Genomic DNA, 26,547 nt, shown 5'->3' with positions numbered 1-26,547 from the left:
ATGGGTTATTGTTGGGCCTTTCCGGGATCGCATCCGCCCCCTACCCCGCCCCTAGGCACGTTTCGACCGCATCCCCTTCACATGGGCCAACGCCTTGTCCCTGGCCAGCTTCCCGTACTCGGCCGAATCGACGGCATAGAGGGCCACCCTTCCTTCGGAATCGCTGTGAACGCCCCAGCCGTAGCGCTTCGTCAGGGGCGAACAACGCAGGCAGGCCTGCCCTTTCGCGAAGAATTTCGTCCGTTCGGCGGCCATCTCCTTCTCCGTGACGTCATTCTTCAGGGCATGGACCTGGAAGATCACGTCGTCGGACGTGTATCTGTAGGGATGGCTATGGATCATGTCGAAATGGATCGTAGCCACCGTCCTGGCATCGCCCTTCTGCGGCGGCACCTCACCCGACGTGGCAGGACAATCCTCGGCGACTTCTATGAAGGTATCGGTGTAGTTGGTGGTGTGGAGCATGGTTGTGTATTGTCCGACCCACGATACGAATTGATCTGAATGAACCTAGTCAATGAGGTCCACTCTGAACGATCGTCTCAACGGTCCCATCAGGAATGCCTCGGCAGCCTTCTTGCCTTCTTCAACCTCTTTCGCGGCACAGTCGCCCGAATGGCAATTGACGCCATCCTTACGCCGCACGTCGACGATGCTGACCAGACATCCTCGTGCACCGTCACGCTCAAGAGGTGTGCTGACACGCAACGTTACTCCCTTGATGGAATAACCAGGAGTCAGGATAGTGACCCTCAGATATGGTTTGAGACCGTAGTCCTCATTGTCGACAAGACTGACTCCACTTGCGCTATCTGCAGCGATATCATGCAGCGTGTCATATATTTCATCGGTCGTTCCCGGTACCCAATACTGACCGACATGTCCGTGCGTACCGCCACACGCGGAAACGAGCAGACCGATCAGTACAACGATCCCATAGCACCATCTTGTCGACATCATGGACCTCTCTTGATTCTATCTTCTGCTTCCTGCAATCCTTCGTACACGTTGTTCTTCAGTTTCTCCCACATTCTCTCAAAAAACTTGGGAACTTCTGTACGGGTGCTTTTCTGCGCAACCAAAAGCATGAAGGCGTCGGATACCAGTTGAGCACGAAGATTCGTCTCCGGGCTGACGGCGTTGCCAGTATACGGATCCATCTCACGCTTGATGTACATTACTTGGGTTAATCTCGAGTTCTCAATGAGCTTGTTGTCCGCCGGAATGGTCGAAGGCTGATTGAATGCACCATCGGCACCTACGGCACCTACGTCATCGTACATCAGGTCATGGATCAATGCCCCTGCATCTTCCATATCCTGTGGTTCACGCCTGTAGTCCGGATCCTTCCCATTGGCCTGCATCGGATTCCATGGGCCAATATAGATGGAACCGAACAAGTTCCCTGCGTAGAACTCCATGATCTCATTGTCACCGGGCACATACTTTCCTTGATAGTTCCGCCGGACCCTCACGCGTTTATCGTCGGAATCGAAGTACTGGTACTGAATCGTCTTGGGCGATCTGAACTTCTGCATGAAGGATCGCGTATCCACGACAGTAATCAATTGAAGGATGGCGCGTTGCTGATCGTATCGATACTTGTAGATGAGTTCCTCCAAGCCATCCAGATCGAGAGCGAGAATAGGTTTATTCCCGGCGAACTGGTATGGTGTATACCAGGGGAAGTCCTTCGTCAAAGGGTCGACACTCAGGAAACGTCCAATACGGGGATCATAGATACGCGCACCATAATCCTGCTCGTTACCTTCACCCTTCACGTCATTGTCGTTCTCCTTTCCATTGTATCCATATCGGTAGCCAGCGATCTGGTCATTGCGGTCTTCACGCTGCATACCGAACGGGAAGTAGTCGGTCTGCATCGTCACGTCATTCCGCCAGTCGGCACCAGGCTTGATAAGACGGTCACTGACAGCGGCATGCACGTTACCAAGGTGATCCACCAACTCGTAGTCTTTCTTGCCGAGATACCGTTCGTAAACGGCAGGTGGCGTCAATCCGGTCGTCGACTGATTTACACCGGGTCTGAGAACGCCAAGTCGCAATGAACCATAGATCGGAGCTTCCTTGAGTACGGTAGCCCCGGTGCCGACCTTCTCATATGTGGAGACGATCACATTACCGGACGCATCACGACCGTAATATGTCGTCACGACACTGTTATCCGAGAGCTTCGTACGCTTCTGTCGGATACGGTTTCCTGTGGCATTGTAGAGGTACTCGATACGATATGTAGCGTTCGTGATCTTCCTGATCTTTCCATACGGCGTCCATTCGATACCGTTCGTACCGATACCGGCACCAACATCCTTCGTGAGATTGCCAATGTTGTCGTAACCATAGTTGCCGGTTGTCTGAGTATTATCGAGATCGTTCGTATACGACGAAGCCCCGGCCGAGATGGCGTCCACTACCCGATCGAGTCGGTTCTGATTGGCGTTCTGGAGCGTATACGTCAGATCGTCGACATCTCCACCGGCTGCATCCAGTCGTTTCAGCTTCGAGATGTTGCCGTTGGGATCGTATTCATACGAAGAGCCGAAAGCCCCTAGACCGGCAGGTTTGGCATCCCACGATGTCGGTGTCGTGGCACGAAATACCCCCGTATCTGCGCGTAAGCGATTCAAGCGGTCATATCCATAGAGCTCCGCCAGTCCGCGCGTCGGCACACCGCTAATGTCACGCGCACTGTGCATCCATCCAGCAATGTTACCGTCATAGAGTCCTGTAACGGCATGCGACCAGCTATTACCACTTACGTATGGCGACGGTCCACCAGGATCGGTACGAACGAAGTCATCGTCGTAATAGCCAAGTGTCATCCCGAAGGCATCCTTGGGGAAATCGCTGCCGCCTCCACCGTCGTTTCCGGGATCGTTCGCCGATTCCAGTGATGGATGATTGAGTCCTTTGAGCCAACCGTGAATCGTATAGGCATAGTCGATTCCCGATACCTTTTCCTGACCGATTTCCATTCTGCGCAAGGGACCATGGGGCAGATACGTGTATGAAGCATCCTTCTCCCATATCACACTGTCGCGGCTGGTCCGTACTTCCGTGAGGCGCATCTCGGCATCATACGCGTACTTAGTGAAGTACTGGTCGGCATAGCCACGCTGATAGTTCATCTGTACGACCTTGCCGGTGATGAGATCGTATTCATATTCGACACGGATCGGTGACGTCATACCAGGCAGAACATGAACGACCCATTCTACATTCCCATGAGGATCGTATGAATAGTAGGTGGTCGCCCTGTCGTCCGCTGTTCCTCCACTGCCATCTTCGTCCGTATATGTCGAACTGATCCGATTCTGCACGAATCTCTGGACCAGTGATGCATACGGCGTCGGTAAGGTGGCAACTGTCGAATATATAGTACCCGTATGGAACATTCCGGACAGTGGCGTCACGGCATCGGCGAGCGTCTGACCTGTGGTCGGGAGCGAAGCCGTCACCTCACCAGTAAGTACGACCCTATTGAGATCGTCGTAATCCGTAACCGTATACTTCGTACTCGCCTGGCTCGCGTTCTGTGAAACCCTCAGGCGTTTGGCCGCATCGTACCAGAACTCCGTAATCCCCCCGTCCGGTGTTGACTGCTTGACAATCTGACCGAGAGAGTTATAGGAATACTTGGACAGCATGGTATGCGATGGGCGATTGAAGCGCGTAGCGTTGACGCCGGTGAGAGGCACGAAGCCCTTCGGCGGAACGGTCTTGATAAGGTTACCAGCGCGATCGTAGTAATACAAGGTGTAGTAGTAATACCCTTCCGTATGCTTCACGAGAACCGTGTCGCGTACGGCCTTCGGATTCCAGCACGCACCATTGTACGAGATCTCGGCTTCCTTAAGTGTCCTCTGCAGGCAGCCACCGTAGAACTCCTGGTTGAAGTACTCGATGAGCCTGTCGATGGCCATACGCGCGCAGCTCTTCGACTTCATCTGGAACTTCGGCTCGATCGTATCGGCCGCCACCCATTTGAAACATACATCCGCACATTGCATCTCCGCACACGTACGGCAGATGTCGATGTCGTTGCAACTATCCGGAGGAACAAGATTGCACTGTGGCTTCAGACATGGTATGACCGTGACCTCCTGCGGTGCTCCGGGCGTGAGGTCCACGTACTGGAACTCGCCGTTCATCACGCGGAAGTATCCGTAGATATCCGTGAACTTCGTATTGAAGCCGATCGCCCCCGCACCACGGATACCGAGATCGAGAAGTTCCGGTTCACCGGTTTGTCCCAATGCCGTCAGGAAGTACGGCGCCACCATGCCCCTGCGGACCTCGAGCGTCCACACCGGTACTCCTGTCACTGGCTGCTGCATCACCTTGAAACCGTAGCCGAAGGACTGTCCACAGATGTCGATGATGGCATCACCGTAGACTCGCGACTCCGTCGCCGTCGGGAAGTATTTGAACGCCGTACGCGACATGCTGTAGAACCTCAGCAGACCTGGCATCACGGCCATGTTCATTCGCAAGCCGTTGATACACGGCAGAGGCATGGCACACATCGTCCAGTTGCCGTACATACCAGGATTGGGAAGGATACCGGCAGGATTGTCGGTGATGTTGAGGCCATTCGGCGGGCAAGCCGTGACGGGACGCAACGGATCGTTGAAATCCGTGGCGGCCATGACGTTCGTATGCGTCCAGACCGTGTAGTAGTTGACCGGATCGATGGCGGCGTTGGTCGTCGCCGTCGCCCCGGGAGTGATGAAGTAGTTCGTGAGTTGAGTGTTGTCGATGACCTTGCCCCACCCGCTGTTCAGGAAGTTATTCAGCACGGTCACGAGGATATGCGTGTCCCTGTCATATGGTTCTTCAACGGAATCCCAGTTGTAGACGAGCCTGCATTCGCTTCCCTGCTTGCGCATGACGAAGCGCGACGATACGCTCTTCCGTACGACGACCGGGAACCTGGTGACGTCTCCGAGGCAGCTCGCGAGACCGGAGAAGTCCGGCTCCGAAAGGATCGCCTTGAGATCCATCGTCGCATGCTCCGTCGTCATCGTGGCACGGAAAGCCTTGAGACGCTCGTTCAGAAGATCCATCATGAATTCGAGGACATGGATGTATTTCTGTACACGTCGGTAGTCAGTCGGGCATTCCCCTTCCTGCGGAATCGAGAGGCGGAAGGACTGCGACGTCTTGGCCTCGTGATGGAGTTTCAGCTTCGCCGCATCCGGCCACGTCATCGCATTCGTCACGGGGTCGAAGGTGACGGGCGAAAGCGAACAGTCTTCCTTGCACTGATCGACGAGCGTTCGCGCTGCACAGTAGAGCTGGAGGCGTGTGACGTTCGGATTCGGCGTCGGGGTCGTATACGGGGAAACACCTTCCACATAGTACCCGGCCCTGAGATACATGGCCACCAACGAATCGCGGAACAGACCATATTTCGCTTCGCACGAATTCGTGCACTCGGCTTCCATCTTCAGGATCTTTTCCGTCAGGCAGACCGCGGTGGTACAACTTGCGGGTATGCTGATCGACGGACTCTGCTCGGATGCGTACTGATTGGCCTTGGCCTGCATCACCGCTCCATAACGGGCGGCTTTCAGACATGCATGGAGCTGGGCGAAGTTCTCGTGAACGTCGTCGATGGATTGCTGCGTGAGCGCACAGTTCCACATCGTATCGGCCGGATTGTAGCCCATCTCCGTCAGGCACTTCGTTTCGGCAGTGTTCGTCGCATCGTACGGAATCACCTTCCAGGCCTTGGTCACCCAGGGATCGGTACCTGTGACCCTATCTGCAATCGGCACGTAACCGCAATACTTCGGACCGAGGCAGTCCATGAAGTAATCGAGGAGACTGAAGCCGACACGGGGACGATACCGTGTATCACCGGCCACGGTGACCTTTTCCATCGCCACGGTCTTCAGCACGTCAAGACGCATGAGATTGCTCCAGCATGCCCACACCTCTTCGCACGAGTAGCCATTGGCTTTCAGATTGGTCATCAGGGTGTTCAGTTTCCCCGCAGCTTCAATATGAGATGCGAACAGTGCTGTACCATCCGGAAGGAAGAAGTACGCGTAGGGAGAGGCCATCTGCGCAACCGTGAACGTGGCTCCGGTGCTCGTACGCATGGAATCCGACCATAGCTGGGTACTGCATTGGGCGACCAGATACGCTTCGTAGTCGATGCCTTCTTCACAACCGGTCGAGCAGGCCGCCTCCGGCATCCCTACCGTGCAGCAATCGTCGAGTGAGACGCTGCTGCCATGCGTAGTCTTGTACTCATTGTACTTCTTCAGCATCTGTACGAGGAAGGCTTCGTTCGTCAGGTGGTCGCCGTTGTAGTACTGCTCGAGATATCCGGGGCTCGTACTACCGTTGAACATCGTTCGCATGACATCGAGGGCTTTCGTATTGAAGGCCGTCGTAAGATCCTTTTTGTACTCCTCGACGGCAGGGCCGTTGACGGTAGCCTTGGGAGTGAGAATCCGCTCGACCTTGTAGGTACCCTTCGACAGCGACGTGGAGGTCCAGTTCTGCTGGAGCTTCGGATCGCTCGTACTGCTTCCGGGACAGGAAGCCTGACTGATCGTACCCGAATAACTATGGACGACGCTATTGTCGGACTTGCGTCGTACCTTCAGTTCGACGGTATAGTCACACGTCCTGCAGATTTCCTGGCATTCGTCGGAATACCTGTTGGCCTGCAATCCATAGTAGAAGTACGTCGTGGCATCCTTCAGGAGCGTGAACTCCTGCTGGAGGAGAAGCGTCGTGGGATCCTTGGCGATGCCACCGCCCTTGATCGAATCGATCATTTCGACGTTGTTGACATTACCCTTGTCGTTGAGATCGAGTACGTTGAGTGTCGAACCATCGTCTACAAGGCAGGTGGCGATAGACTTTCCATCCTTCAACTTGTAGGTGAGTGAGGTGACGCCATTCTGATCAGTCGACACGATTTTGACGACGGCGGTGTCGGACGGCGCTTCATCGCCGAAGATCGTAACGAGTTCGGCATCGGCCACCGCAGCGCTGAAGGTCCTGGTCGTATGCCCGCTACCGATTCTGTGATCCGGACCAGGTCCACTCTGTTCGGTGACCTGTGCCAATGGATCGGCCTCGTACACCGTTCGTGAGAACGGAAAATTACCCGGTGATGGAATATCTACGTCCGCACTGCCTGACCAATAGTCGCGCACCTGGCCACTCATACCATTCGGTGACGTGGCAGTATTCGTGCTGTCGAAGTCGAGTGCTCTGTACAACTGGCTCGTGGATACGTTTTTGGCGAAGGCCGATACGTAGGCGAGAGGAGCTGGTGTCGATGACTTCATAGCTCCCATCGTACTTAGCGCAGGGCGGTTGAAATGATCCAGTATCGTTTGCTGCACAAGCACTCCGCCCGTCGACGCACTTGAGCGTTGCGTCTGTATCGGTTGCAGGAGTTCCGTAGCATAGGTCATCGACTCCGCGATACCTGGCTTGCCATCCTTCGCTTCGAAGTACTGTCTCGAGAAATACCAGTTCTTGTCCGCATCGAACTGGTTGTAGTAGAAGGCGGAATTGGGTGCTCCGGTCGAGGCCGTAGCCACGTTCGCCGACGTGGTCGCCCCGTTGAGATTGAGCGTCGTCGTCGCTGCCGCCGTCCATGCTCCCCAGTTCCGGCTGTCACCGAGATAGTTCGGATAGAGATTACCGATGGGCCGCACACGCCAGAGATAGTAGCCGGTTCCTTCGGCAAGTGTCAGCGTGAGCGACGTCGCATGTCCGTAGATGGGAATGGTCAAGGCACGCGACCAGTCGACGGCCGTACTGCACTTGACCGGATCGGTGCTGTAGGAAGCGGACTGGTTGTACAGACGCAGGATCTGTACGACGTACATCGGGAACTTGTCCGCACAGGTACCCATCGTCCACGACAGGGTCACGGGATTCCCACTCACGGATGGCGCCTGGGGCACGAGCAATGCCGTCGACGAGGTTCCCCCCTTGGTGGGATCGTCCGTCAGCTCTTCGATCAAGGTCACTTCGAGCTTGACGAGACTTCTCAGCCCCATGGGAATGTTCGCAAGATCGATCGGAGCGGCCACCTTGATACCATACTGATCGCGACCCGGCCTTCCACTGGGATAGGAGTACGGACAACGTTTCGGGTGATCGCTGGTGACGTCGAATTCGACGACGGCCTCGTTCTGGAACGTCGTATTGTCGATGTTGATGCTGAGCGTCTTCTGCGTAAGGATCGTGGTAGCCACACCGGTATAGACGTAGACGGGATCGAGCGTCACGCTGCATGCCACGTTCTGTCCATAGATACGGAACAGGTTAGCATCGCCGTTCGCATGCAATCGGACCCTGATCTTCGCCTTGCGGACACAATGATAGCCGCACAAGGCGTTTTCGATGGTAGAGTAGATGTCCGTCGCCATGACGCTGTTCTCTTCCAGCGTCGACACCCCCATACTGAGCTGCGTCGTGCGTTCCCGGATCTCGGCACGCTGGATGTTCTCCTGGTCCTTCTGCGCCATGACGGGCATGACGGAAAGCAGACACAGCAACAGTAGTACGGTGGAACGACGCATGGACGTTGCTCTATGAATTGAGTAGATCATCATGATTACGATCAACGGTCTTACTTTTCCTGGAACACGACTACACCTTCACGATGGAACGCCGGAGACGTTCCGGCCCGCCTTACTCACCCGAGAACAATCGCTCCAGAAAGCGCTCATAGACCTCATTATGGCGTCCGATGATATCCTCGCTGCAGCCGAACACGCACGGGAGCGAGGGGTACTGCGGTCCGAGCATCTTGTCGCCACCCTTCCCTTCCGGTACTGCATTGCCGTCCCTGTTCATCAGCGAGTTGTTATCGCTGACGCAGAAGGCGCAGTACTGACGCTTGAACTGATTGTCCCATTCCTTCATGACGTCCTCACGCTCGGTACCAGGGACGATCTCCCCGTCACGTATTCCATGGTGATCGGCATGATCTTCGGGACGTGCCCGGATGAAGAAGAGATTGTCGCACCAGTCGCGCGTCACCCACATCACGTTCGAGCAGCATTCTTCCTTCGCACAGGGTACGACACTTCCTGCCGGAATGCCACTGTCCTCCGACAGGCAAGGAGGAACGGAGCCCACCTTGCGCCAGCAGCGCGGCCTCATCACACGCCAGCATTGGCTGCCACGCGTACCCGATGGCGGCCCGAGACCCAGCATGTCGTCCCTGATCATTGTTCCGACGGCAAGAGCCTGCATCTCCTCGGCCGTCAGCCATGTACATGTACCGGCATTGTTGTCGACCCGTTCGATCTTGATCTCCTTGCAATCGTCACCGATGCACTTGCGCACCTTGACGTGAACGGTGAAGGAGCATTCGCCGACGAGGACCACGACCGTCTGCGGAACGACGGCCTCCCACGGCATATCGGCTCCCGGCGGTTTGCATGCATTGCATGGTGTCTGCAGCGTCTGCGCCGATACACCTGAATGAAGGATGAGCGAGAACATCACCAGCATGAACACTGCGGCGGCAGGGCGTGTCATCCTGGAGCATACTGCGGATATCGTCTTCATCGGGAATCCTTCATGTTCTTGTTCATCTTCGTCTCCACACCGCGGCGCAGGGAGTCCAGATCCGGTACGTTGACGGAATCGTTGTCGAACAGTCTGATGGTGCGACGCGTCGGCGAAGCCTTCAGGTCGATGATGGATCCTTTCGCACCGACGCCCATCGGCTGCGATGGACCTATCCCACCGAACGCTCCCGCCGGTCCGCTGAACGTACGGCGTCCCGTCGACTGTGCCACGATGCTTCCCGGCAAAGCCGCACCATCGGCCATGGGCCTGTTCATCCGCGGCGTGTTGTACTGCCGTTCCTCGATGGTTACCAGGCCGCGTTCCGTCTCACGACTCTTGTAGGAAAGCTTACCTTCGGAGGTGTATTGATATACCATCGCGAAGTGACGATCGTCGAACTGTGCCGCGAGCCGCAGTCCCGGATCGTAGACATAGCAAGTAGCCTCCGACGTCGTCGGCTGGATGCGAATATCGTCGACGGCGACCGTACCGGTTGCAGCGCGCATGGTCACGGTAAACGTGGAGGGCATCGCCCCAACCGTCGCGTCCGACGCAACGATCTGGAAGAGCACCCACTCGCCTGCGCGGGCCATCTGGACAGGTGTCTGCGTCGTGCCGTTGATGGTCACCGTCACCGGACTCGCAGCATTCGATGCGACCCAATACTGCATCGTCAATCCACGATGACCGGTTCTGCTACCCTTCGTCAGCGTCGTCAACGTCACCGGTGTCGTCGTGAACGATCGTGCACGTGTTCCGGTATGAGCTGTGGATGCGACGTTCGAGGTCAGACTTTCGAAGCTTTCGAAGTAGATGGTTCCCATTTCGGCATTCTTCGCGATCATCGACGGCAGCATCGAGGGTGTCGTGAACGACGCCGTCGACGGAATGTCAAGAGCGTCCTGTTCGGACACGGCATTCCCCTGATCGTCATATCCTGTGATCGTGGAAGTCAACAGCCACGGTGCGGTTCTTGCGGCTGGCGGACTGCCGTAGCTGAAGCCGGTGAAGCTCGACGCATAGCCGTTCTCGTAGTTGCCCCGCATGGATGGTGATGCATCGAAGACGCCGAGGACGCTGGATTTCCAGCTATAGTTGGACCTGGGCCTCCACCGTCCAAGCTTGCCGAGTTCATAGTCCGTGTATGTGCCCGGTCCCGGATTGGGAATCGTACTCGGCCAGTTGTCGCTATATGTGGTAGCCGATGCCCTGATGACGTTGGCGAGCGGGTCGAGCGTTTGCGTAGCCTTCACCTGATGACTGAACTGCTGGATCGATCCTGCCTGGGCATCGAGCAGTTGTTTTCTGCCGGACTGTACGACGGTCAGATAGTACATACCCGGCGCCGTACCCCATGCCGTAGAGAACGATGTCTCATGGAGGGTAAGCGTAGGATTGATGGCCGTGACATGGAACAACCGTGCCCGGTCCGTCGGCACGATACCTCCGACCCGCACCAGATCTCCGGGCGTGAGATAGTTCTTGTCCGAAGCGTTGGTAAGCGTAAGGGTATAGATGTTGCCACTGACCGATACCGGCGCACCGGTACACGGCATCGTCAGCATGTCGTTGAACGACTTGCTACCGAGTTCAGGATAGACGAACGACGCCGGAACGGTATAGACCTGTTGGGCCTTGTCGTTGTACGACGAAGTCGTGGTCTGGTAGTTCTTGTACGTCTCGTCGAACGACCGCACGATGCACGGCTTGCCGCTCTGCGGGTCGAAGACCAGATTCTCCTCGACGTGCACCATGCCGTTCTTCGTGGTCACGGTACGCTTGGGAAGCACGTTACTGGTAACCACCTTGGTGAGAACTCTCAGATCGAGATGGGAAGCCCCGATCTGTGCCTTCGGCATACCGACGTGACCGAAGAGTACCGGTGGGAACATGAACATGATGCCCACATCGAAGGGTACCTGTGCCGTAGCCCGATTGTTGTCGATCGATCTCGTTTCGAGCACGGCATCCATGTCCACACCAAGGCGAACTCCCGCTTCGACCGTACCATCGTATCCCTCTCCACGGCGCAGCACGGATACTCCCTCTCCCGGTGCATAGTATTCGAACTGCGTCGACTCGACGATGCTCCAGGTCGTGGGATCGTCGTACTTGCCGGCGTACTTCGTCATGCTCTTCGGCGTACCATGCATCGCATTGAGCTTCACGGTATAGCCCTGGGCCACGGAACGGGTACCCAGCGACACATCTACCGGACTGCTCGACGGGATGATCGGTGGCATGTCGGCACCGAGCTGATACAGTTCGGTGGACTCGACGATGACCGGATAGTCCCTTGCCGTATTGAATTCGGAGACCACAAAGCCGGGCGCCGTCGGCAGTGTATGGAAGATCGGACGCGTCACGACACGGCTGTACATCAGTTGCGGCGACGGATAGGCATTCGCACAGAGCGGGCCTTCCATCTGCTCCATATCGTCGCCCGATCCGAGCTTGTCGAGGAAGTTCTTGTCGTCGCGCCCAACCAGATAGGTCGTCAACGACGATTCATCCCTGATCTCTCCCGGCTCCGTCGTAACGACGCCGCTGGACACGGTACGTCCATCCACGGTCGTCTCGTACAGATACTCGCTGCCGTACATGGCTGCAGCTCCCGTCTCGATACCCGGATCGTACATGACGATGCGCTTCACGCGTACACCGGCACCACGTTTGGAACCGCACGGAACGCGGATGAAGGAGAACTTGTTGATGGGATACAAGGGTTCGTTCTGGAACATCGCCTCGATCGCCTGGATGTCTCCGTTGATTCCCGACGCACTCGAAATGAGGGCCTTCAGGATCGACTCTTCCTTCGACCCTATTTCGGAAGGCATCAACCAGTCCTTGTCGGGAAGCGTCATCTGTTTGGTCATGTTCCGGTACTGGAACCGCCGGGCGTACTGATTCTTGCTGACGACGTTGGATACGTAGCCGATACGGCGCGTCAGAGCGAACTCCTTCGCGAGATCGCTGGGTGTATAGTCGTCGTTGAACTTGACGCCTACACGATTGTCGACACCGGTCGGCCACGTCACGACGTCGGACTCGGAGACATCGCTATGCCCCGTGATGTAATCCACGCCATAGAACGGAAACCCACTTGCCGATGGTGATATCCCGGAGGGCTGGACCTTGGCGAGGAACTTGTAGTAGATGCGTTGCCTGTACTGGCGGATATAGGCCCGGAGCCTGTCCGCGACCTCGGCGGGTGTCATGTAAAGGCCACTGACGTCCGAATCGAGCTTCAGTTCGTAGACGTAGTCGCCACCGACGTTCTCGACACCCTTCACCTGGACGAAGGCCATGGCCGGCTGATCCTGGACGAAGGCATAGCTGTTGGCTTCGTATTGTACGTGTATCTCCGCACCCGAGGGGAGGCGTACGACCTTGAGCTGCCACGCGGCAGGATCGAAGTTGGATCCTGCCTGCTGTCGCTGGTTCAGATGCGACTGGAAATTCTGCGTCGCTCCATAGCCATCGCCCCTGTACGATCCCCAGGGATCCACGTAAATGGGATCGTATCCCGGATTCTGGATGTTCTTCGTATTCCTGAGATAGTCGAGACTGCCGGTATCGGAATGACTGAAGCGTCTGCCATATTCACGCGTGGAATCGAGCAGGATATTCCCTTCGAGTTCCTTCGGATACGGATTCTTCTTGTTGTCCCTGTAGAGATACTCGAACTCGTATGGCGCGATATCGGCACGTTTCGCCGTGCCGTAGTCCATCCATACCCGTTTCAGCGTCAACTTGCCGAAGCGCTTGCCGTTCATCCGTGTTGCGGTATGGGCAGGGTGAACCCGATCGCTCGTGAACATGACGGATGAATTGAGCCTGCCCGGCACGGCATAGATCGTGTCGTGCATATTCACGTCCATCACTTCCACGTCCTGCATGAGCACCGGATCCCAGATCGTCGTCTGTACCCAGCTACCGGCACGGGATTCCTGCAGTTCATAGGTGTACTCGAGGTTCACCGTCTGCAGCAATTCATATCCCGTCGTCGGTTTCTTCGCGACCAGGATGATCTTCTCGAGATATTCGCTCTTGTTCTCGCGCGCGAGACCTTGCTCGACCGGATCGCCATCGGCGCCCCACGGATCGCTGTTCCAGCGGCGTCCTCCGAGTTTCTTGCCGTACAATCCCACGTGTTCAGGACCTTGATAGACGGCAGGAAGCAGAGCACTGTCCTTCCACTCCGCGGATACTTTCTCATCCTCGTCGTATCGGCCCGTCGCATTGTAGGCTTCCCATGCATCGAGACGCTTGGCGTTCGATCCCTGCAACGACAGCGTCTGCCCACCGACGGTCACCGTCTTGTTCGTCTTGTTCGTCACGAAGTAGGCGACGTGCGTTTTCGTCTCGATCTTCTCCAGGTAGTGGAGTTCGCGATAGCCCGACGATACGGTCGCACGGTCATCACTGCCCGACGTATGACTGCCGGCGTGATAGTAGAATCCCGAATACGGCATGCGCCACCGGAACCAGTCCTGCTTCCTGCTGGTCTGGCCGCCGGCAGCCTTGCGATAGGTGAACGACGTCCATCCACCTAGATCGTCCATCGTAAGCCCGTCGTTCTTCAGGTCGATGTAGTCCGGTGTACGCACCTCCGTCAGAAGATGGCTACCCGGATATGGTGCCGCACGATAGGTCCCCGTTACCTGGACCTTCGGATCAGTCGTCGACAGATCCTTGTTCTGGGCGAGCTTGTTCCAGTGTCGGTAGCTGTCCGCGACCCGGCGTCCCATGAATTGCAGACTACGTTCATCGCAAGAGTAGACGGGAAGCCCATAGACGTAGGTCATACCGGACGATGTCGTCATCGCGACTTCACCGATACGGTTATGGATGTTCGATCCGCTACGCATCAGACCCGACGTCTTGCTGACGCTCGTGGAATGCACGGACATCGTTCCCTTGGTGAAGCCACCCGTGCCGGTCGCCGATCCGCTTCCCGTAGCACGGAGGAATCCCGTCATCTCCTGATTCGTCCGGAACTGGACTGCCGTGGACGAACGGGGTCGTTCCAGACCCGATGCGGCGTTGTTGATTCGACTATAGGCACTGGCGACGTAGGCACCACCGCCGAACGAGTATTCCGGAGCGTCGGAAGGGTAGTAGAGGATGCGATCGGCAGGATCGTTGGTCATCCGCGCGAATACGCCGTTCTTGACCCGGTCGGCATAGCCTTCGTTCAAGAATGCTGCAGCCAGCGCCGTATTGAGATTACCCTGGACCGTCGTCTCGTCGTATCCGAAGGAAACCGCCGAACCGAGAGACAACTTGTCCAACGAAAGGCTGCCTTCCACATCGCCCTTCAACTGGGTACGCGAACTGGTCACCTTCCTCGGCCGGTATGCGCCGGGCTTCTGCTGCCAGAAGCGGAAGGCACCCGAAATCCCTTGTCCCGATGCGGAGAACATGTCCGCCCCGGAATACGCAGGTGAGATGTATCTGTCGCGTGTATCGAACGACGATTCGACCTGCGTGGAATAGTCCTGCATGTCCGCGTCGAAGATGCCGGACTTCTGATACATGTAACCATAGGCAGTGACCCTGGAATGATCCGGAGCCGTTCCCGTATTGTCACCGAACCTTTTCACGCTGTACGATCCGCGAACACCACCATGGCCACCGATGATGATGGGAATACCGGGAATGGCCAGCGTCGAACCGAAGTTCAGGTGGTAGTCCTCGCCCGAATACTTCAGCGTCGACACGGGCATGGACGATGAATTCATCATGTTGACGACGTAGTTCGCCGCCGTCGAGAACACCGTCGCCTGCTTCTGGATGTTCTGCAAACGTTGCTTGTTCATGGCGTTCATGATCAGCTTCTTCATTCCGGTCGCCGCAGCGATTTCCTTCTTGATCTGTGCCTGTCCCTTCTCGGCGAGCCATTCCGTCGCAGCCATCGAGAAGAGATTGGCCCAGTTCGGGCGGATACCATAGCGCATACGACCGTTGTCGCGGCGAAGATCGAGCGAGAGCATGTTGCCGACGTTCAATGACATACCGCTTACCAGGCTGTAGCCGGCACGCGTGTTGTACGTCACGGCACGGTCGAAGCTGAAGATGTCGATACTCGCCGCCTGTGGCTTGATCGAATTCCCTACTGCATAGGTCTCGTCCATCGGCTGGCTGTGATATTCGATGATATTTTCACCGTTTATATCATCCGGAAGACCCCGTACGCTGCGATTGATCGATCCCGCATTCAGCGTCCAGCCATAACCCACCCACGACGCATCCTCTTCCACACCCGTATTCGAGTGATAGGAAAGAGTGAGTGGATAGGTACTTCCGTTAGGCCCCGGAACCTGGACGATCGGTATCGAATAGCTGAAGCCACCGGTCGCTTCGTTCACGAGTCCCGTCGTACCGACCGGTTCGAAACCGGAAAACTCCGGCTGTGACGGACCGGACGTCAACGCTCTGGCCACCGTGGGTGCCAGAGCCTCCAGTACGAATACCAGCATGACTGTCCATGCCGTGCACCGGCCATACCAACCGTTTGTTTGAAGCATTGTATCGATCGACTACTGTGAATGGCTTCCTGTTGACTACTTCAGCGTACCGACCACACGATTCATTCCGCCCCGGATCGATCCGGGATTCTCTCACGACATCATTTCACGGAATCGTCCCCTTTCGGCGTTACCGATCCCTTACCGTTCTTGAAGAACCTCTTGTCGAGTTCGGCCAGAACGTCCTGCGTGAGATCGATGGCCTTGTCTCCGTAGATCACGGGCGAGTCGGCACCCTCGGCAAGAACGACGGCGATTCCCCGATCCGCTGCGACGGCTGCGGCTGCCGTACGGATCTGCGTCACGATGCCGTCCGTCAGCGTCATCTGCTCCTGCTCGGCCTTCGACTGTACCGCTTCCGTATACGAGGACAGCCGCTGTTGCTGGGCTTCGGCCTCACGCTTCAGACTGTCCTTCAGATGAACGGATGCGTTCGCCGGTAATGTCTCGTAGGTATGGACGATGCGCATCAATTCGCTTCGCAGCGTATCCACGTTCCGTTGCCATGCATCGCTCGTCGTCTGGAACGACTTCCGGGCCTCGTGCGCTCCCTGATAGCGATTGATGATCGTCTCCGTGTTGATGATCGCCACGGTAGCGGATGCGCTACCGCGGACATAGGTCATCACGGCCAGGACGACAGCGCACAGCGCCAATACGAATCCGATCCGCACGATCCATCCGTTCGGCGATGTTACGCTCGCCGCTTGTTCGTTCTTCATTACCCTCTACCCTCGCCTGACGATTATTGATCGCATCGTCGCGCCCTCATCGACGCGACGATGCTCATGCACTGCATTCACCACACGATTCACCCGTTCGAATGCCATCCGGCATCCGGTAATCCGGCATTTCCGTTGTCTACTTGATCGTTGTCGTCGTCAGCGTCTGCACCACACCACCGAGTGTACACACCACGACGTACATGCCGCTCGAGACAGGCGTTCCCTGCCCATCCACATACGTCCACACGGTTCGATACGCTTCCTCGGAAACGATTTCATCGCAAAGTGTCGCGACGGTACCGCCATCGACGGCCATCACCTGCAGCTTCAGCGGCGATGGATCGTTCGACGTTCTCTTCACCATGATCTCAAGACCCTGTGCCCTTCGCACGGATGACAGCGTGAAGGTCGTCGTGGCACCGCTCTCCGACGAACCCGTCAGCGTCGTACGTCCTGACGCCGCCGATACACCATGACGCGAGGTCCTCGCATCCGGATACGGCCAGCGGATCTCGACGGAATCGATCGTCGCATCGCCCATTCCTATGTGGACGAGCGGCGGCTCCTGGATGTTCAAGCCCCGTCCACTTACGCTCGTACGACGGATCGTTCTGCCATCGGACAGATGCACCACGACGTCGGCGCCGATGGTATTCCCCATGCGTTGCGAACGGATATCAAGCGTCGCTCCGTTGTTGTTCGTGCTCTTGTTGCGGTATACTTCCGTTCGGCCGCGACGCTGGACGACGATATCCAGGCGTCCGTCGCCGTCGAGATCCGCAAGCGCGGCATCATCGACGTCGTCGAGGCTGTCAAGTCCGGTACGATCCGTACCGTCGACGTACGTACCATCGCCGTTACCGAAGAGAACGCGCACCATTCGACACTGTCCACGCTGACCGAGCACCAGATCGATGAATCCGTCATTGTCCAGATCGCCGCTCGCACAGCCGGACAGCGACTGTTCGAACAGTGCGTCACGGATCATCGAGGGCTGCGTCGATCCGCGTTCGTCGGTCATTGTCATCGTCGCGAGCGGATGCTCCCGATCGGTGAATGCGTTCGCGTAACCGAACGTCGTGGGCAGCACTACAGAGCGGTGATCACCACCACGCTCCCCGATCCGCCCTTCGTGGGACGATACCACTGTCAATCCTGCAAGCCCGCCATCGATAGCCTGTCGTGGCAGACGGACACGCAATGCTTTGTCGTCATCGTAATGGCTGCCCGTCGTGAACGTACGCAATGAGCCGTCCGACGTGCGGAGAAGGATGTCCATCGCTCCGTCGTCCTTCATTCCCGCCAGGCACATCGTCACCCCGCCATCGGGTAGTCCCTTGCTCCATGAGATGATATCGAACGCACCGATGCGTCCTGTCTTCCCGCCCGCGAGTACTCCGACGGCGGTCTTGCCTGCGGCATCAGTACCTCCGACGACGAGATCGGTCCATCCGTCACCGTCGACATCGGCACGAAGCGTCGTCGTGACGTTCGACAGTTGCAGGGCCTTCGTCGAGCCCAGACGCCCGAAGCTGCGACCGTTACGCAGGGTCCAGACATCGATGAACTGCTTTCCACCACCGGGCAGGATGACGACGTCCATGCGGCCGTCACCATCCGCATCGTGGAAGACGACGGGACCGCGACCGGTCGTCGTATCGGATTGAAGTTCGAACGGAAGCAAGGTGCCGCCCTCGTTGAGGTGCAGCATTCCGCCTGCGGCGATGTCGATATCGCCGTCACCGTCGACATCCCCGCACGAGATGTACTTCGTCATCGTCGATGCGAGACCATAGCCGTCGTCGACCGTCGTGTCTCGCAGGAACATCGGTGTATATGCGTCGGGAAGATCGCACAGGAGCATATAGCGGAACGCATACGGTCCCGTCTCCCAGCGTCCGTCTTCATGACCGAGAATCTGATCGAAGCGATCGATCCCGCTCGTCTCCGTACAGTAGGGAGTACGCTTCACCTGATCGGTGAGCGGACGGATCTCGTCCGCGAGATTCTCGACGCTGATGAAGATCTGTCCTTCGTTCACCGTAACCGGCGACGGGAAGGTCACACGCACGGTCTGGCGTCCGCGTTCCGTTTTCGCGAACGCATAGGGAGCGACGAGTGATTTCCGGAAGTACGGAACGGTATAACCGCCTTCATGTCCGTAGACATGGAGCGTCCCCGCCTTCTCCGCGATCGACCCGTCGAGATCGACGAGTACGCCATGGATCAGCGTGCCTGATGGCAGGCGGTATCGCTGGATATGACGGTGGATACTGCTCGATGTATAGTAGCCGGCAACGGACGCATCGTCATAGATACGGATGGTATCCGCGGCCATCGTGGGCCGAGCAGATAGGCTTTCCGGCAACGCTTCCGTCGACTGCGAATGCAGCAGTACGGATCCCTGGAACAATAGACATATCAGTGGTACGAGCGCACGCCTCCCACTGCCATGTCCGGTAAAAGCTCGTGACATCATGCTCCTCTTCCTCGGCTTCGATAGGTTGACCCTCACCAACACCCCAGCCTTCCATCGCACTACCCCGATGCACCACAGCCGGAAGAAGGCGCAACATACCCTCTACGATCGTTGTTCAGAACATTGTCTATTGAACACAATCCGATGCCATCTTGTTGCGACATCCTTCGAGTTACGTTCGACGGATTAGGCTACATAATTGTGAATGGGCTCGAAGGTTACATGAAGCGCGAACTTTTTTTTTCGAAGGAGGTACATTCCATCATTGATCATTATCAACTGAGAGCGCATAAATCCCATACCGTCATGGTGCTAGCACGACATCGACCATGGTACGACGTCATCATATCGGAATACGACAATGCGTTCATCGATCGTTCACGATGGAACATCTGTGAGGCATGACGGAACTTACGGAGTACGTCGTGGAGCATCATCACCGTGCTGGACTGACGATACGATACCGAAACGTATTCCCTTCGTATAGCGCATACCGATACTCCGAAACGGTACTCGCAGCCTCCACCACTGGGGCTCACGACGGATGACCGGCCTGGAGCATCATCGACGTACTGGAACACGAGGGTTGGATGCAGCGTGATGAGATGACCAAGAATGGGTCTTGATCCAGTATACCGTTGTCATGTTCCAACACCATGGCAATGACAGGATACCAGTGTTCATGCGGGTTGCATGAGATCGTTGGGCAGTATCAATATTCTGGAACGCTACCAACACCAGAGACCTCCTCTCGACCGAGCTCCATGCGTTTCAAGGCAGTCATACTCCAGCGAAACTCATCCACATATTGGAACACGAGGTTCAGATGAGGCACGATGTAGGACCTCAGAGCGCCCCTGGTAAGTAATGTCAGGACTACCTATGCCTTGGTCCGGGGATCCATGAGCAGGTCGCGTAGCCAGCATTCATGCGGTTTTCTGGAGGCCATGGCCCAGTATCAACATATTGGAACACTACCGTTCCGCGGCACCCGCAGCGGCCGTGCCGTTGACGATCAGCGTGATCGCCGTCGCCATTCGAGAATTAGTACAATAACAAAAAAGGGAACAACACCAATTGAATACATAGCTGTTAATACAAGAACAGAAGACGGTGCCGAACTTATTTCGAGATAATCTTCCATTGAGATGAAGTATGTCAGCAAGAAGTATACTAACTGAATCGGAATCACCTCAAGCAGAACTTGCCCAAGGCCAAGCATTGATCTCAGCCTTGCACGTCTTATGAATAACCACCCCAACAGTAATACGGCAGGGATTAGGTATCCGAATGTGTAATCGTGTGACATCACTAGTCTGGCTTTCGTTCTGACACTGACCAATTAGGTGCTGTCTGACTTGATGATCCGTTAGTTTGTCCAGCTGGCAAATTATCCGAGGGTTTCACAGGGCTCGGTTGATCACTCCATTGCACCACCTTGCCTGACGTGTGATCACGGAATCGCTCTAATACATTGCGCCACGATTCTCGTTGCTTCTCACGAGATGTCCCTTCCGGAGCCAAAGTCATATCCACGTCGGAGATACTATTGATCGTAAACTGGATCTTATTATCTCCAAGATCATACAATCTGAAGGTGATTCTTCCAGCCTCAACATGTCCTTCCAATGTCACAAAGGTAAAGGACAAGTAGTTCATCTGTTCATGAATATCGACAACCTTGACCCAGGAATCGTTCTGGGGGCCATTGATATTGATATGAACGAACTTACCTGCTGCCAGATTTCCAGCAGGATTACCTTCACCGTCAACTGGCTTGTTGAAGTCGGCCTTATCATTGGACAACATATAATCGGCCGATTGTATGAAGTCCTTCTTAAGATTCTGGAATGACTTCTTCGAATCAGCAACGGTAATGCTATAGTGTTGACGCTGCGCGGTCTGGACATTCGGCAACTGAATCCTGAGATCGCCCGGCTTTTTGAACATGGACATGAAGTTGTCATATTCCTTCCCGTCCAAATCTACCCCATCGATCGGCCTGTTCGAAGCGAACTGATACGGCGTCAGCATCGGGAAGCCTGCCGTGAGCGGGTCCACACTCAGGAACCTTGCGATGCGCGGATCATAGATCCGGAAGCCATAGTCCTGCTGGTTCCCCTCACCCTTCACATCGTTGTCGTTCTCCTTGCCGTTGTACCCATACCGGTACCCCGCCACGTTGTCGTTGCGGTCCTCGCGCTGCATCCCGAATGGGAAGTAGTCCGTCTGCGTCTTCACATCATTCAGCCAGTCGGAGCCGGGTTTGACGAGCCTGTCACTGACCGAGACACGCACGTTACCCAGGTGATCCGTCAGCTCGTATTCCTTGCGGCCAAGGCTTCTCGTGTACACCGCCGGAGGTGTGATCGCCGTAGTCGACTGTGCCGCGTTCGGACGCAGGATGCCGAGCCTCGTTGACCCGTAGAGCGGCACTTCCTTCAGGACCGTACTGCCCGTTCCGATCTTCTCGTACGTCCCAATGACGTTCTTCCCCGACGCGTCTCTGCCGAGTACGTGGTTACGTACGTGTTGTCCGACAGCTTCGTACGCTTCTGACGCACACGGTTGCCCATCGCGTCGTACAGGTATTCGATACGATACGTCGCATTCGTGATCTGCCTGATCTTTCCGTACGGCGTCCATACGATGCCGTTCGCGGCGATACCTGCCGCCACATCCTTGGTGAGATTGCCGATCGCGTCGTAGGCGTCAGTTCTCTAACATAGAAACAGAAACAATATCGAGGAGGAACCATGGATCAATGTCCATATCGCTACCATCAAATACGATATGCATACGTTTGCCGTTCCTGAATACAATCTCCAGCGTTGTCGTTTGCCGAGAATTCTCGCTAGTGCTATCTGAATCCACTGCTCGTACAATGACAGGCTGTGATTTCATGTATACCCTTCCTGCTATTCGAAACACGGTTGGGCCCATTAATACTGCAACCCGGTCGCCACAACTTTCTGCACTCCACGATCTATAAGCCTGCTCAGCTCGTCTGTTCCTACGACAGGTTGCTCGTAGTCGTGCAAAGCGATACAACAAGGTTCTCATCACTAGCCCTATTTAGGTTGCAGAAAAGGGGGAGATACCGACGTTGCATCCCGTACAGGAACCCAAGCATTTTCCTTCTGCCCGACAAAACTATTTGACTCCGTTTCAGGAAACAACTCTCGAGCAAACCGTTCGCCGAGCATGCCACCAAGGAATCCACCTACCAAAGCACCGCCAAAGCCGCCGACAACCATGCCTTTAGGACCACCAACGGTACCTACTGTGGCTCCAACTTCTGCTCCAATCTCCGCACCCGCCATCGCACCACCCCATCCCGCTGCTTCATATGCAACCTGTACTGGCTTGTCATCAGCGTTGGCGATATTGACAGCGCTATTAACTGCTCCTAGTATCATCAATCCCTTACCAATTCTTCCAGTCGCCGCCATTGCACCATCGACCATGGAGTTTGTCTTAGCCGGATTACTGGTTTTGCGCCCCAATGATTCCCTAGGTTTAATCACCTCTGCAGTTTTCGCATATTCAACAGGAGTTACAGACCTAGTATCAACAACAAGTTGGTCCCGAAGCGCAATATTTGCAGGCGTACGTTCACGTAGTTTTGCAGCTGCTTCAATGTAGTTTAATCGAACTGCAAGAGCGCTACTAGCTCGAAGCCCTTGTACAGAAGCACTCATTATTGTGGCATTAGCGACATCTTCAGCAGATACTACTCTCTCCCGTTGACGTGCTTGTGGAGATAGAGGTCCCGTAAATGGCGCTCTTGCCCCATTCATATAGTACCATTCCTCCAACCCATCAAGATCAACAGCTTGGATAGGCGTGTTACCCGCAAATTGATACGGCGTATACCACGGATAGTCCGCCGTCAGGGGATCGACACTCAGGAACCTCGCCACCCTCGGATCATAGATCCGGAAGCCATAGTCCTGCTGGTTCCCCTCACCCTTCACGTCGTTGTCGTTCTCCTTGCCGTTGTAGCCATACCGGTACCCCGCCACGTTGTCGTTGCGGTCCTCGCGCTGCATACCGTACGGGAAGTAGTCCGTCTGCATCTTCACATCATTCAGCCAGTCGGAGCCGGGTTTGACGAGCCTGTCACTGACCGAGACACGCACGTTACCCAGGTGATCTGTGATCTCATACTCCTTCTTGCCGAGTGTGCGGGTATAGACGGCCGGAGGTGTGATCGCCGTCGTGCTTTGCGTAGCGTTCGGTCTCAGGATGCCGAGTCTCGATGACCCGTAGAGCGGTACTTCCTTCAGGACCGTACTGCCCGTTCCGATCTTCTCGTACGTCCCAATGACGTTCTTGCCGGAAGCGTCTCTTCCGTAGTACGTGGTTACGTACGTGTTGTCCGACAGCTTCGTACGCTTCTGACGCACACGGTTGCCCATCGCGTCATACAGGTATTCGATACGGTACGTCGCATTCGTGATCTGCCTGATCTTCCCGTATGGCGTCCATTGGATACCGCCGGTCGAAATACCTGCCGCCACATCCTTCGTCAGATTCCCGATGGCGTCGTAGGCGTAGTTGCCGTTCGCCTGTGTTTCGTCGAGGTCGTTCGTGTACGAGGACGCCGCTGCCGTCGTACCGTCCACGACCTTGTCCAGAAGGTTGTTCGTGCTCGCCGCCATCGTATACGTCAGGTTATCGACGCTCTGTGCTGCTGCATCGAGTCGTACCACCGTCTTCAGGTTCCCGTTCGGATCGTACGTGTATGCCGAACCCAATGCTCCCAGACCCGCAGGCTTGCTGTCCCACGACGTGCCGCCGGTCGCGCGGTTCACGCCCGTGTCCGCTACGATCCGGTTCAGATAGTCGTAGCCATACAGCTCCGCCAATGCCCTGGTCGGTGTACCGTTGATGTCACGGGCGCTGTGAATCCAGCCCGCGATGTTGCCGTTGTACAGACTCGTCGGTGTGTACGACCAGCCGTTGCCCTGCTCGTACGGCGAACCGCTCTTCACGAAGTCGTTCGCATAGTACCACAGCGTCATCCCGAAGGCGTCCTTCGGATAGTCGCTGCCACTGCCTCCGTCGTTGCCGAGGTCGTTGGAGTTATCGAGGGAAGGATGGTTGATACCCTTCAGCCAGCCGTGGATCGTGTATGCATGATCCACACCCGAGACCTTCTCCTGTCCGAGCTCCAGACGCTTCAAGGGACCATGGGCATAGTACGCGTAGCCCGCATCCTTCTCCCAGATCACGCTGTCCGTACTCGTCTTCACGTCCGTCACCCGCAGGTCCGCATCGTAGGCGTACTTCACGAAGTATCGGTCCTGATACCCGCGCTGATAGTTCATCTGCACCACCTTCCCGGTGATGAGGTCGTACTCGTACTCCACCTTCACCGGCGACGTCATGCCGGGAAGGGCGCTCACCACCCATTCCACGTTCCCGTGCGAGTCGTACGAATAGTACGTCGTCACCCGGTCGTCCGTCGTGCCGGCATTGCCGTCCTCGTCCGTCACCGCAGTGCTCACGCGGTTCAGCAGGTAGCGTTGCGTGAGGGAAGCATACGGCGACGGCAGCGTCGCGGCCGTGGAATACGTCGTCTCGACATGATACGCGCCGGAGGCGGACGACGTCAGGTCGGCCAGCGTCTGGCCCGACGAGCCCGACGTCACTTCGCACGTGCGGACGATCCGGCCGAGATCGTCATAGTCCGTCACCACGAACTTCCCGCTCTGGTTTGCCTTCTGCGTCACACGGAGCTGGCCCGCGGTGTTGTACCAGAACTGCGTCACCCCGCCGTCCGGCGTCTGCTCCTTGACGAGCTGCCCCACCGAGTTCCACGCATACTTCGTCACCATCGTGTGGGCAGGACGGTTCGTACGCACGGCATTGACACCGACGAGCGGCACGAAGCCCTTCGAACTCCGCCTACTTGGCACGGTAAAGTGTAGAACATTTCTCCATTCCATATCCCTCAGGATATGCCAATCTCAGTTGAGATGTTCTCCTCACAGTATCGTATCCGACGTAGAATTCATAACCTAAGGTATCACCAATTTGTACTTCACACATGGCATGATCACCGTCATCATAAGCTTTCCATGTTCCTGAACAAGAATCACGCCCACGTCCTAGCACTGCACGTTGATCGCGAGATAATCTAAGCCAATCCACTCTATGCAATACTAGCGAGTCGCAGCGAGTTGCTGGTATATACAATCCAGCAACTTCATCCGATACATCCCGAATACAGGAACAGAGTACAACAAGGCAAACAACCGTAGCGCATTGCACTACCCATCTCGTAGTAGATAACATGATGTCATTTCTCCTTAAGGGCAGGATCGTACTTCTTCAGCAACCCATTGACCTGACTCATCGTAAATGTCATGTTAAAGTACTGACTAACATTTGAGTAGTCTGCATGAAGATTATCACCTTGACGAGGAACAGACATTAATGGCGAAAATCCACCTTCCTTAGCTAAGTCTCCAGACGACAGACTTGTCACATTGAAAATCTCGACACGAACTTGATCTGCATTGACCGTTGTGATCCGCAATCGGGCAGAGCCTATGAAATGCTCGAGGCTGTACAGACCAGAACGAACATCAACGTTAATCTCTCCCCTGAAATCCATCACCCAGGGATACTCACTATTCTTCCTACCGTTCCGATTCCACTTGGCAAGTCCTTCTCCAACCATGATCGATCCTCTCAAATAGCTAGCCGCTTTCCCATTCTCCGGAAATGCGTAACTCTCAGATCCATGGCCCCAGATAAAGTTTCCAAGCAGTCCATTCACAAGCTCTTTCTCAGAGTTAAATGTGGATTCATCAACTACCGTAACGCTTCCTCCCGTTACATAGCGCCCCTGTCCTTCGGTGCGATCATTTCCAAAGAATACATCAGGACTAGCAGGTGTCATCTCAGCACCAGTAATCGGTTTACTGTTGAAGAACGCCTTATCTCCACCCGTCCCTTGATAGGCCCCATCGATTGCGAACGTTCGCCACCTGTTACCTGAATTGATGTTCGGATTATCCGGTGATACGGGTTCCAATCCGTCAAGGTCGATAGCCTGAATCGGTGTGTTCCCGGCGAACTGATACGGCGTATACCACGGATAGTTCTTCGTCAAGGGGTCCACACTCAGGAACCTTGCCACGCGCGGATCATAGATCCGGAAGCCATAGTCCTGCTGGTTCCCTTCTCCCTTCACATCGTTGTCGTTCTCCTTGCCGTT

10 protein-coding genes and 1 pseudogene are annotated in these 26,547 nt (G+C 55.9%); all 11 read right to left on the bottom strand.

All coding sequences use genetic code 11. The features are described 5' to 3' along the window. Positions 1-51: 51 nt before the first annotated feature. Positions 52-465 (bottom strand): hypothetical protein, encoded by a 414-nt coding sequence (locus BGO89_03450; GenBank protein OJX58828.1) that lies wholly within the window; start codon positions 463-465, stop codon positions 52-54. A gap of 45 nt (positions 466-510) precedes the next feature. After that, positions 511-957, bottom strand: coding sequence for a hypothetical protein (locus BGO89_03445; protein OJX58827.1), 447 nt, complete (start codon positions 955-957; stop codon positions 511-513). After that, positions 957-8,582: a hypothetical protein gene (locus tag BGO89_03440; protein ID OJX58826.1), complete on the bottom strand. Its 7,626-nt coding sequence runs from the start codon at positions 8,580-8,582 to the stop codon at positions 957-959. Before BGO89_03440 ends, BGO89_03445 begins: the two co-directional genes overlap by 1 nt. 112 nt (positions 8,583-8,694) lie before the next feature. After that, on the bottom strand, positions 8,695-9,579 hold the full coding sequence (locus BGO89_03435) for a hypothetical protein (protein ID OJX58825.1): 885 nt from the start codon (positions 9,577-9,579) through the stop codon (positions 8,695-8,697). After that, positions 9,576-16,064 (bottom strand): hypothetical protein, encoded by a 6,489-nt coding sequence (locus BGO89_03430; protein OJX58824.1) that lies wholly within the window; start codon positions 16,062-16,064, stop codon positions 9,576-9,578. The genes BGO89_03435 and BGO89_03430 overlap by 4 nt, the downstream gene beginning before the upstream one ends. A 149-nt stretch (positions 16,065-16,213) precedes the next feature. Next, positions 16,214-16,834, bottom strand: a complete 621-nt coding sequence (locus tag BGO89_03425; protein ID OJX58823.1) for a hypothetical protein — start codon at positions 16,832-16,834, stop codon at positions 16,214-16,216. Between the two features lie 139 nt (positions 16,835-16,973). Then, positions 16,974-19,175, bottom strand: a complete 2,202-nt coding sequence (locus BGO89_03420) for a hypothetical protein (GenBank protein ID OJX58822.1) — start codon at positions 19,173-19,175, stop codon at positions 16,974-16,976. Positions 19,176-20,627: 1,452 nt separating this feature from the next. Next, entirely contained in the window at positions 20,628-21,752 is a 1,125-nt protein-coding gene (locus BGO89_03415) for a hypothetical protein (protein ID OJX58821.1), read from the bottom strand. Between the two features lie 5 nt (positions 21,753-21,757). Next, entirely contained in the window at positions 21,758-21,994 is a 237-nt protein-coding gene (locus BGO89_03410; GenBank protein OJX58820.1) for a hypothetical protein, read from the bottom strand. 393 nt (positions 21,995-22,387) lie between these two features. Further along, positions 22,388-25,159: a hypothetical protein gene (locus BGO89_03405; GenBank protein ID OJX58819.1), complete on the bottom strand. Its 2,772-nt coding sequence runs from the start codon at positions 25,157-25,159 to the stop codon at positions 22,388-22,390. A 464-nt stretch (positions 25,160-25,623) separates the two neighbouring features. Continuing rightward, positions 25,624-26,547, bottom strand: a pseudogene (locus BGO89_03400) (hypothetical protein).

It is taken from the genome of Candidatus Kapaibacterium thiocyanatum, assembly GCA_001899175.1.
In the GTDB taxonomy this organism is placed as follows: Bacteria; Bacteroidota; Ignavibacteria; order Kapaibacteriales; family Kapaibacteriaceae; genus Kapaibacterium; species Kapaibacterium thiocyanatum.
The sequence above is the reverse complement of the archived record's forward strand: the minus strand, read 5'-3'. Positions and strand labels throughout refer to the sequence as shown.

What these genes read in the sequence shown, in the direction of transcription:
- BGO89_03450 (OJX58828.1), bottom strand. Translation starts at nt 465, where the DNA reads ATGCTCCACACCACCAACTACACCGATACCTTCATAGAAGTCGCCGAG.
- BGO89_03445 (OJX58827.1), bottom strand. Translation starts at nt 957, where the DNA reads ATGTCGACAAGATGGTGCTATGGGATCGTTGTACTGATCGGTCTGCTC.
- BGO89_03440 (OJX58826.1), bottom strand. Translation starts at nt 8,582, where the DNA reads ATGCGTCGTTCCACCGTACTACTGTTGCTGTGTCTGCTTTCCGTCATG.
- BGO89_03435 (OJX58825.1), bottom strand. Translation starts at nt 9,579, where the DNA reads ATGAAGACGATATCCGCAGTATGCTCCAGGATGACACGCCCTGCCGCC.
- BGO89_03430 (OJX58824.1), bottom strand. Translation starts at nt 16,064, where the DNA reads ATGCTGGTATTCGTACTGGAGGCTCTGGCACCCACGGTGGCCAGAGCG.
- BGO89_03425 (OJX58823.1), bottom strand. Translation starts at nt 16,834, where the DNA reads ATGAAGAACGAACAAGCGGCGAGCGTAACATCGCCGAACGGATGGATC.
- BGO89_03420 (OJX58822.1), bottom strand. Translation starts at nt 19,175, where the DNA reads ATGGCCGCGGATACCATCCGTATCTATGACGATGCGTCCGTTGCCGGC.
- BGO89_03405 (OJX58819.1), bottom strand. Translation starts at nt 25,159, where the DNA reads ATGGTGACGAAGTATGCGTGGAACTCGGTGGGGCAGCTCGTCAAGGAG.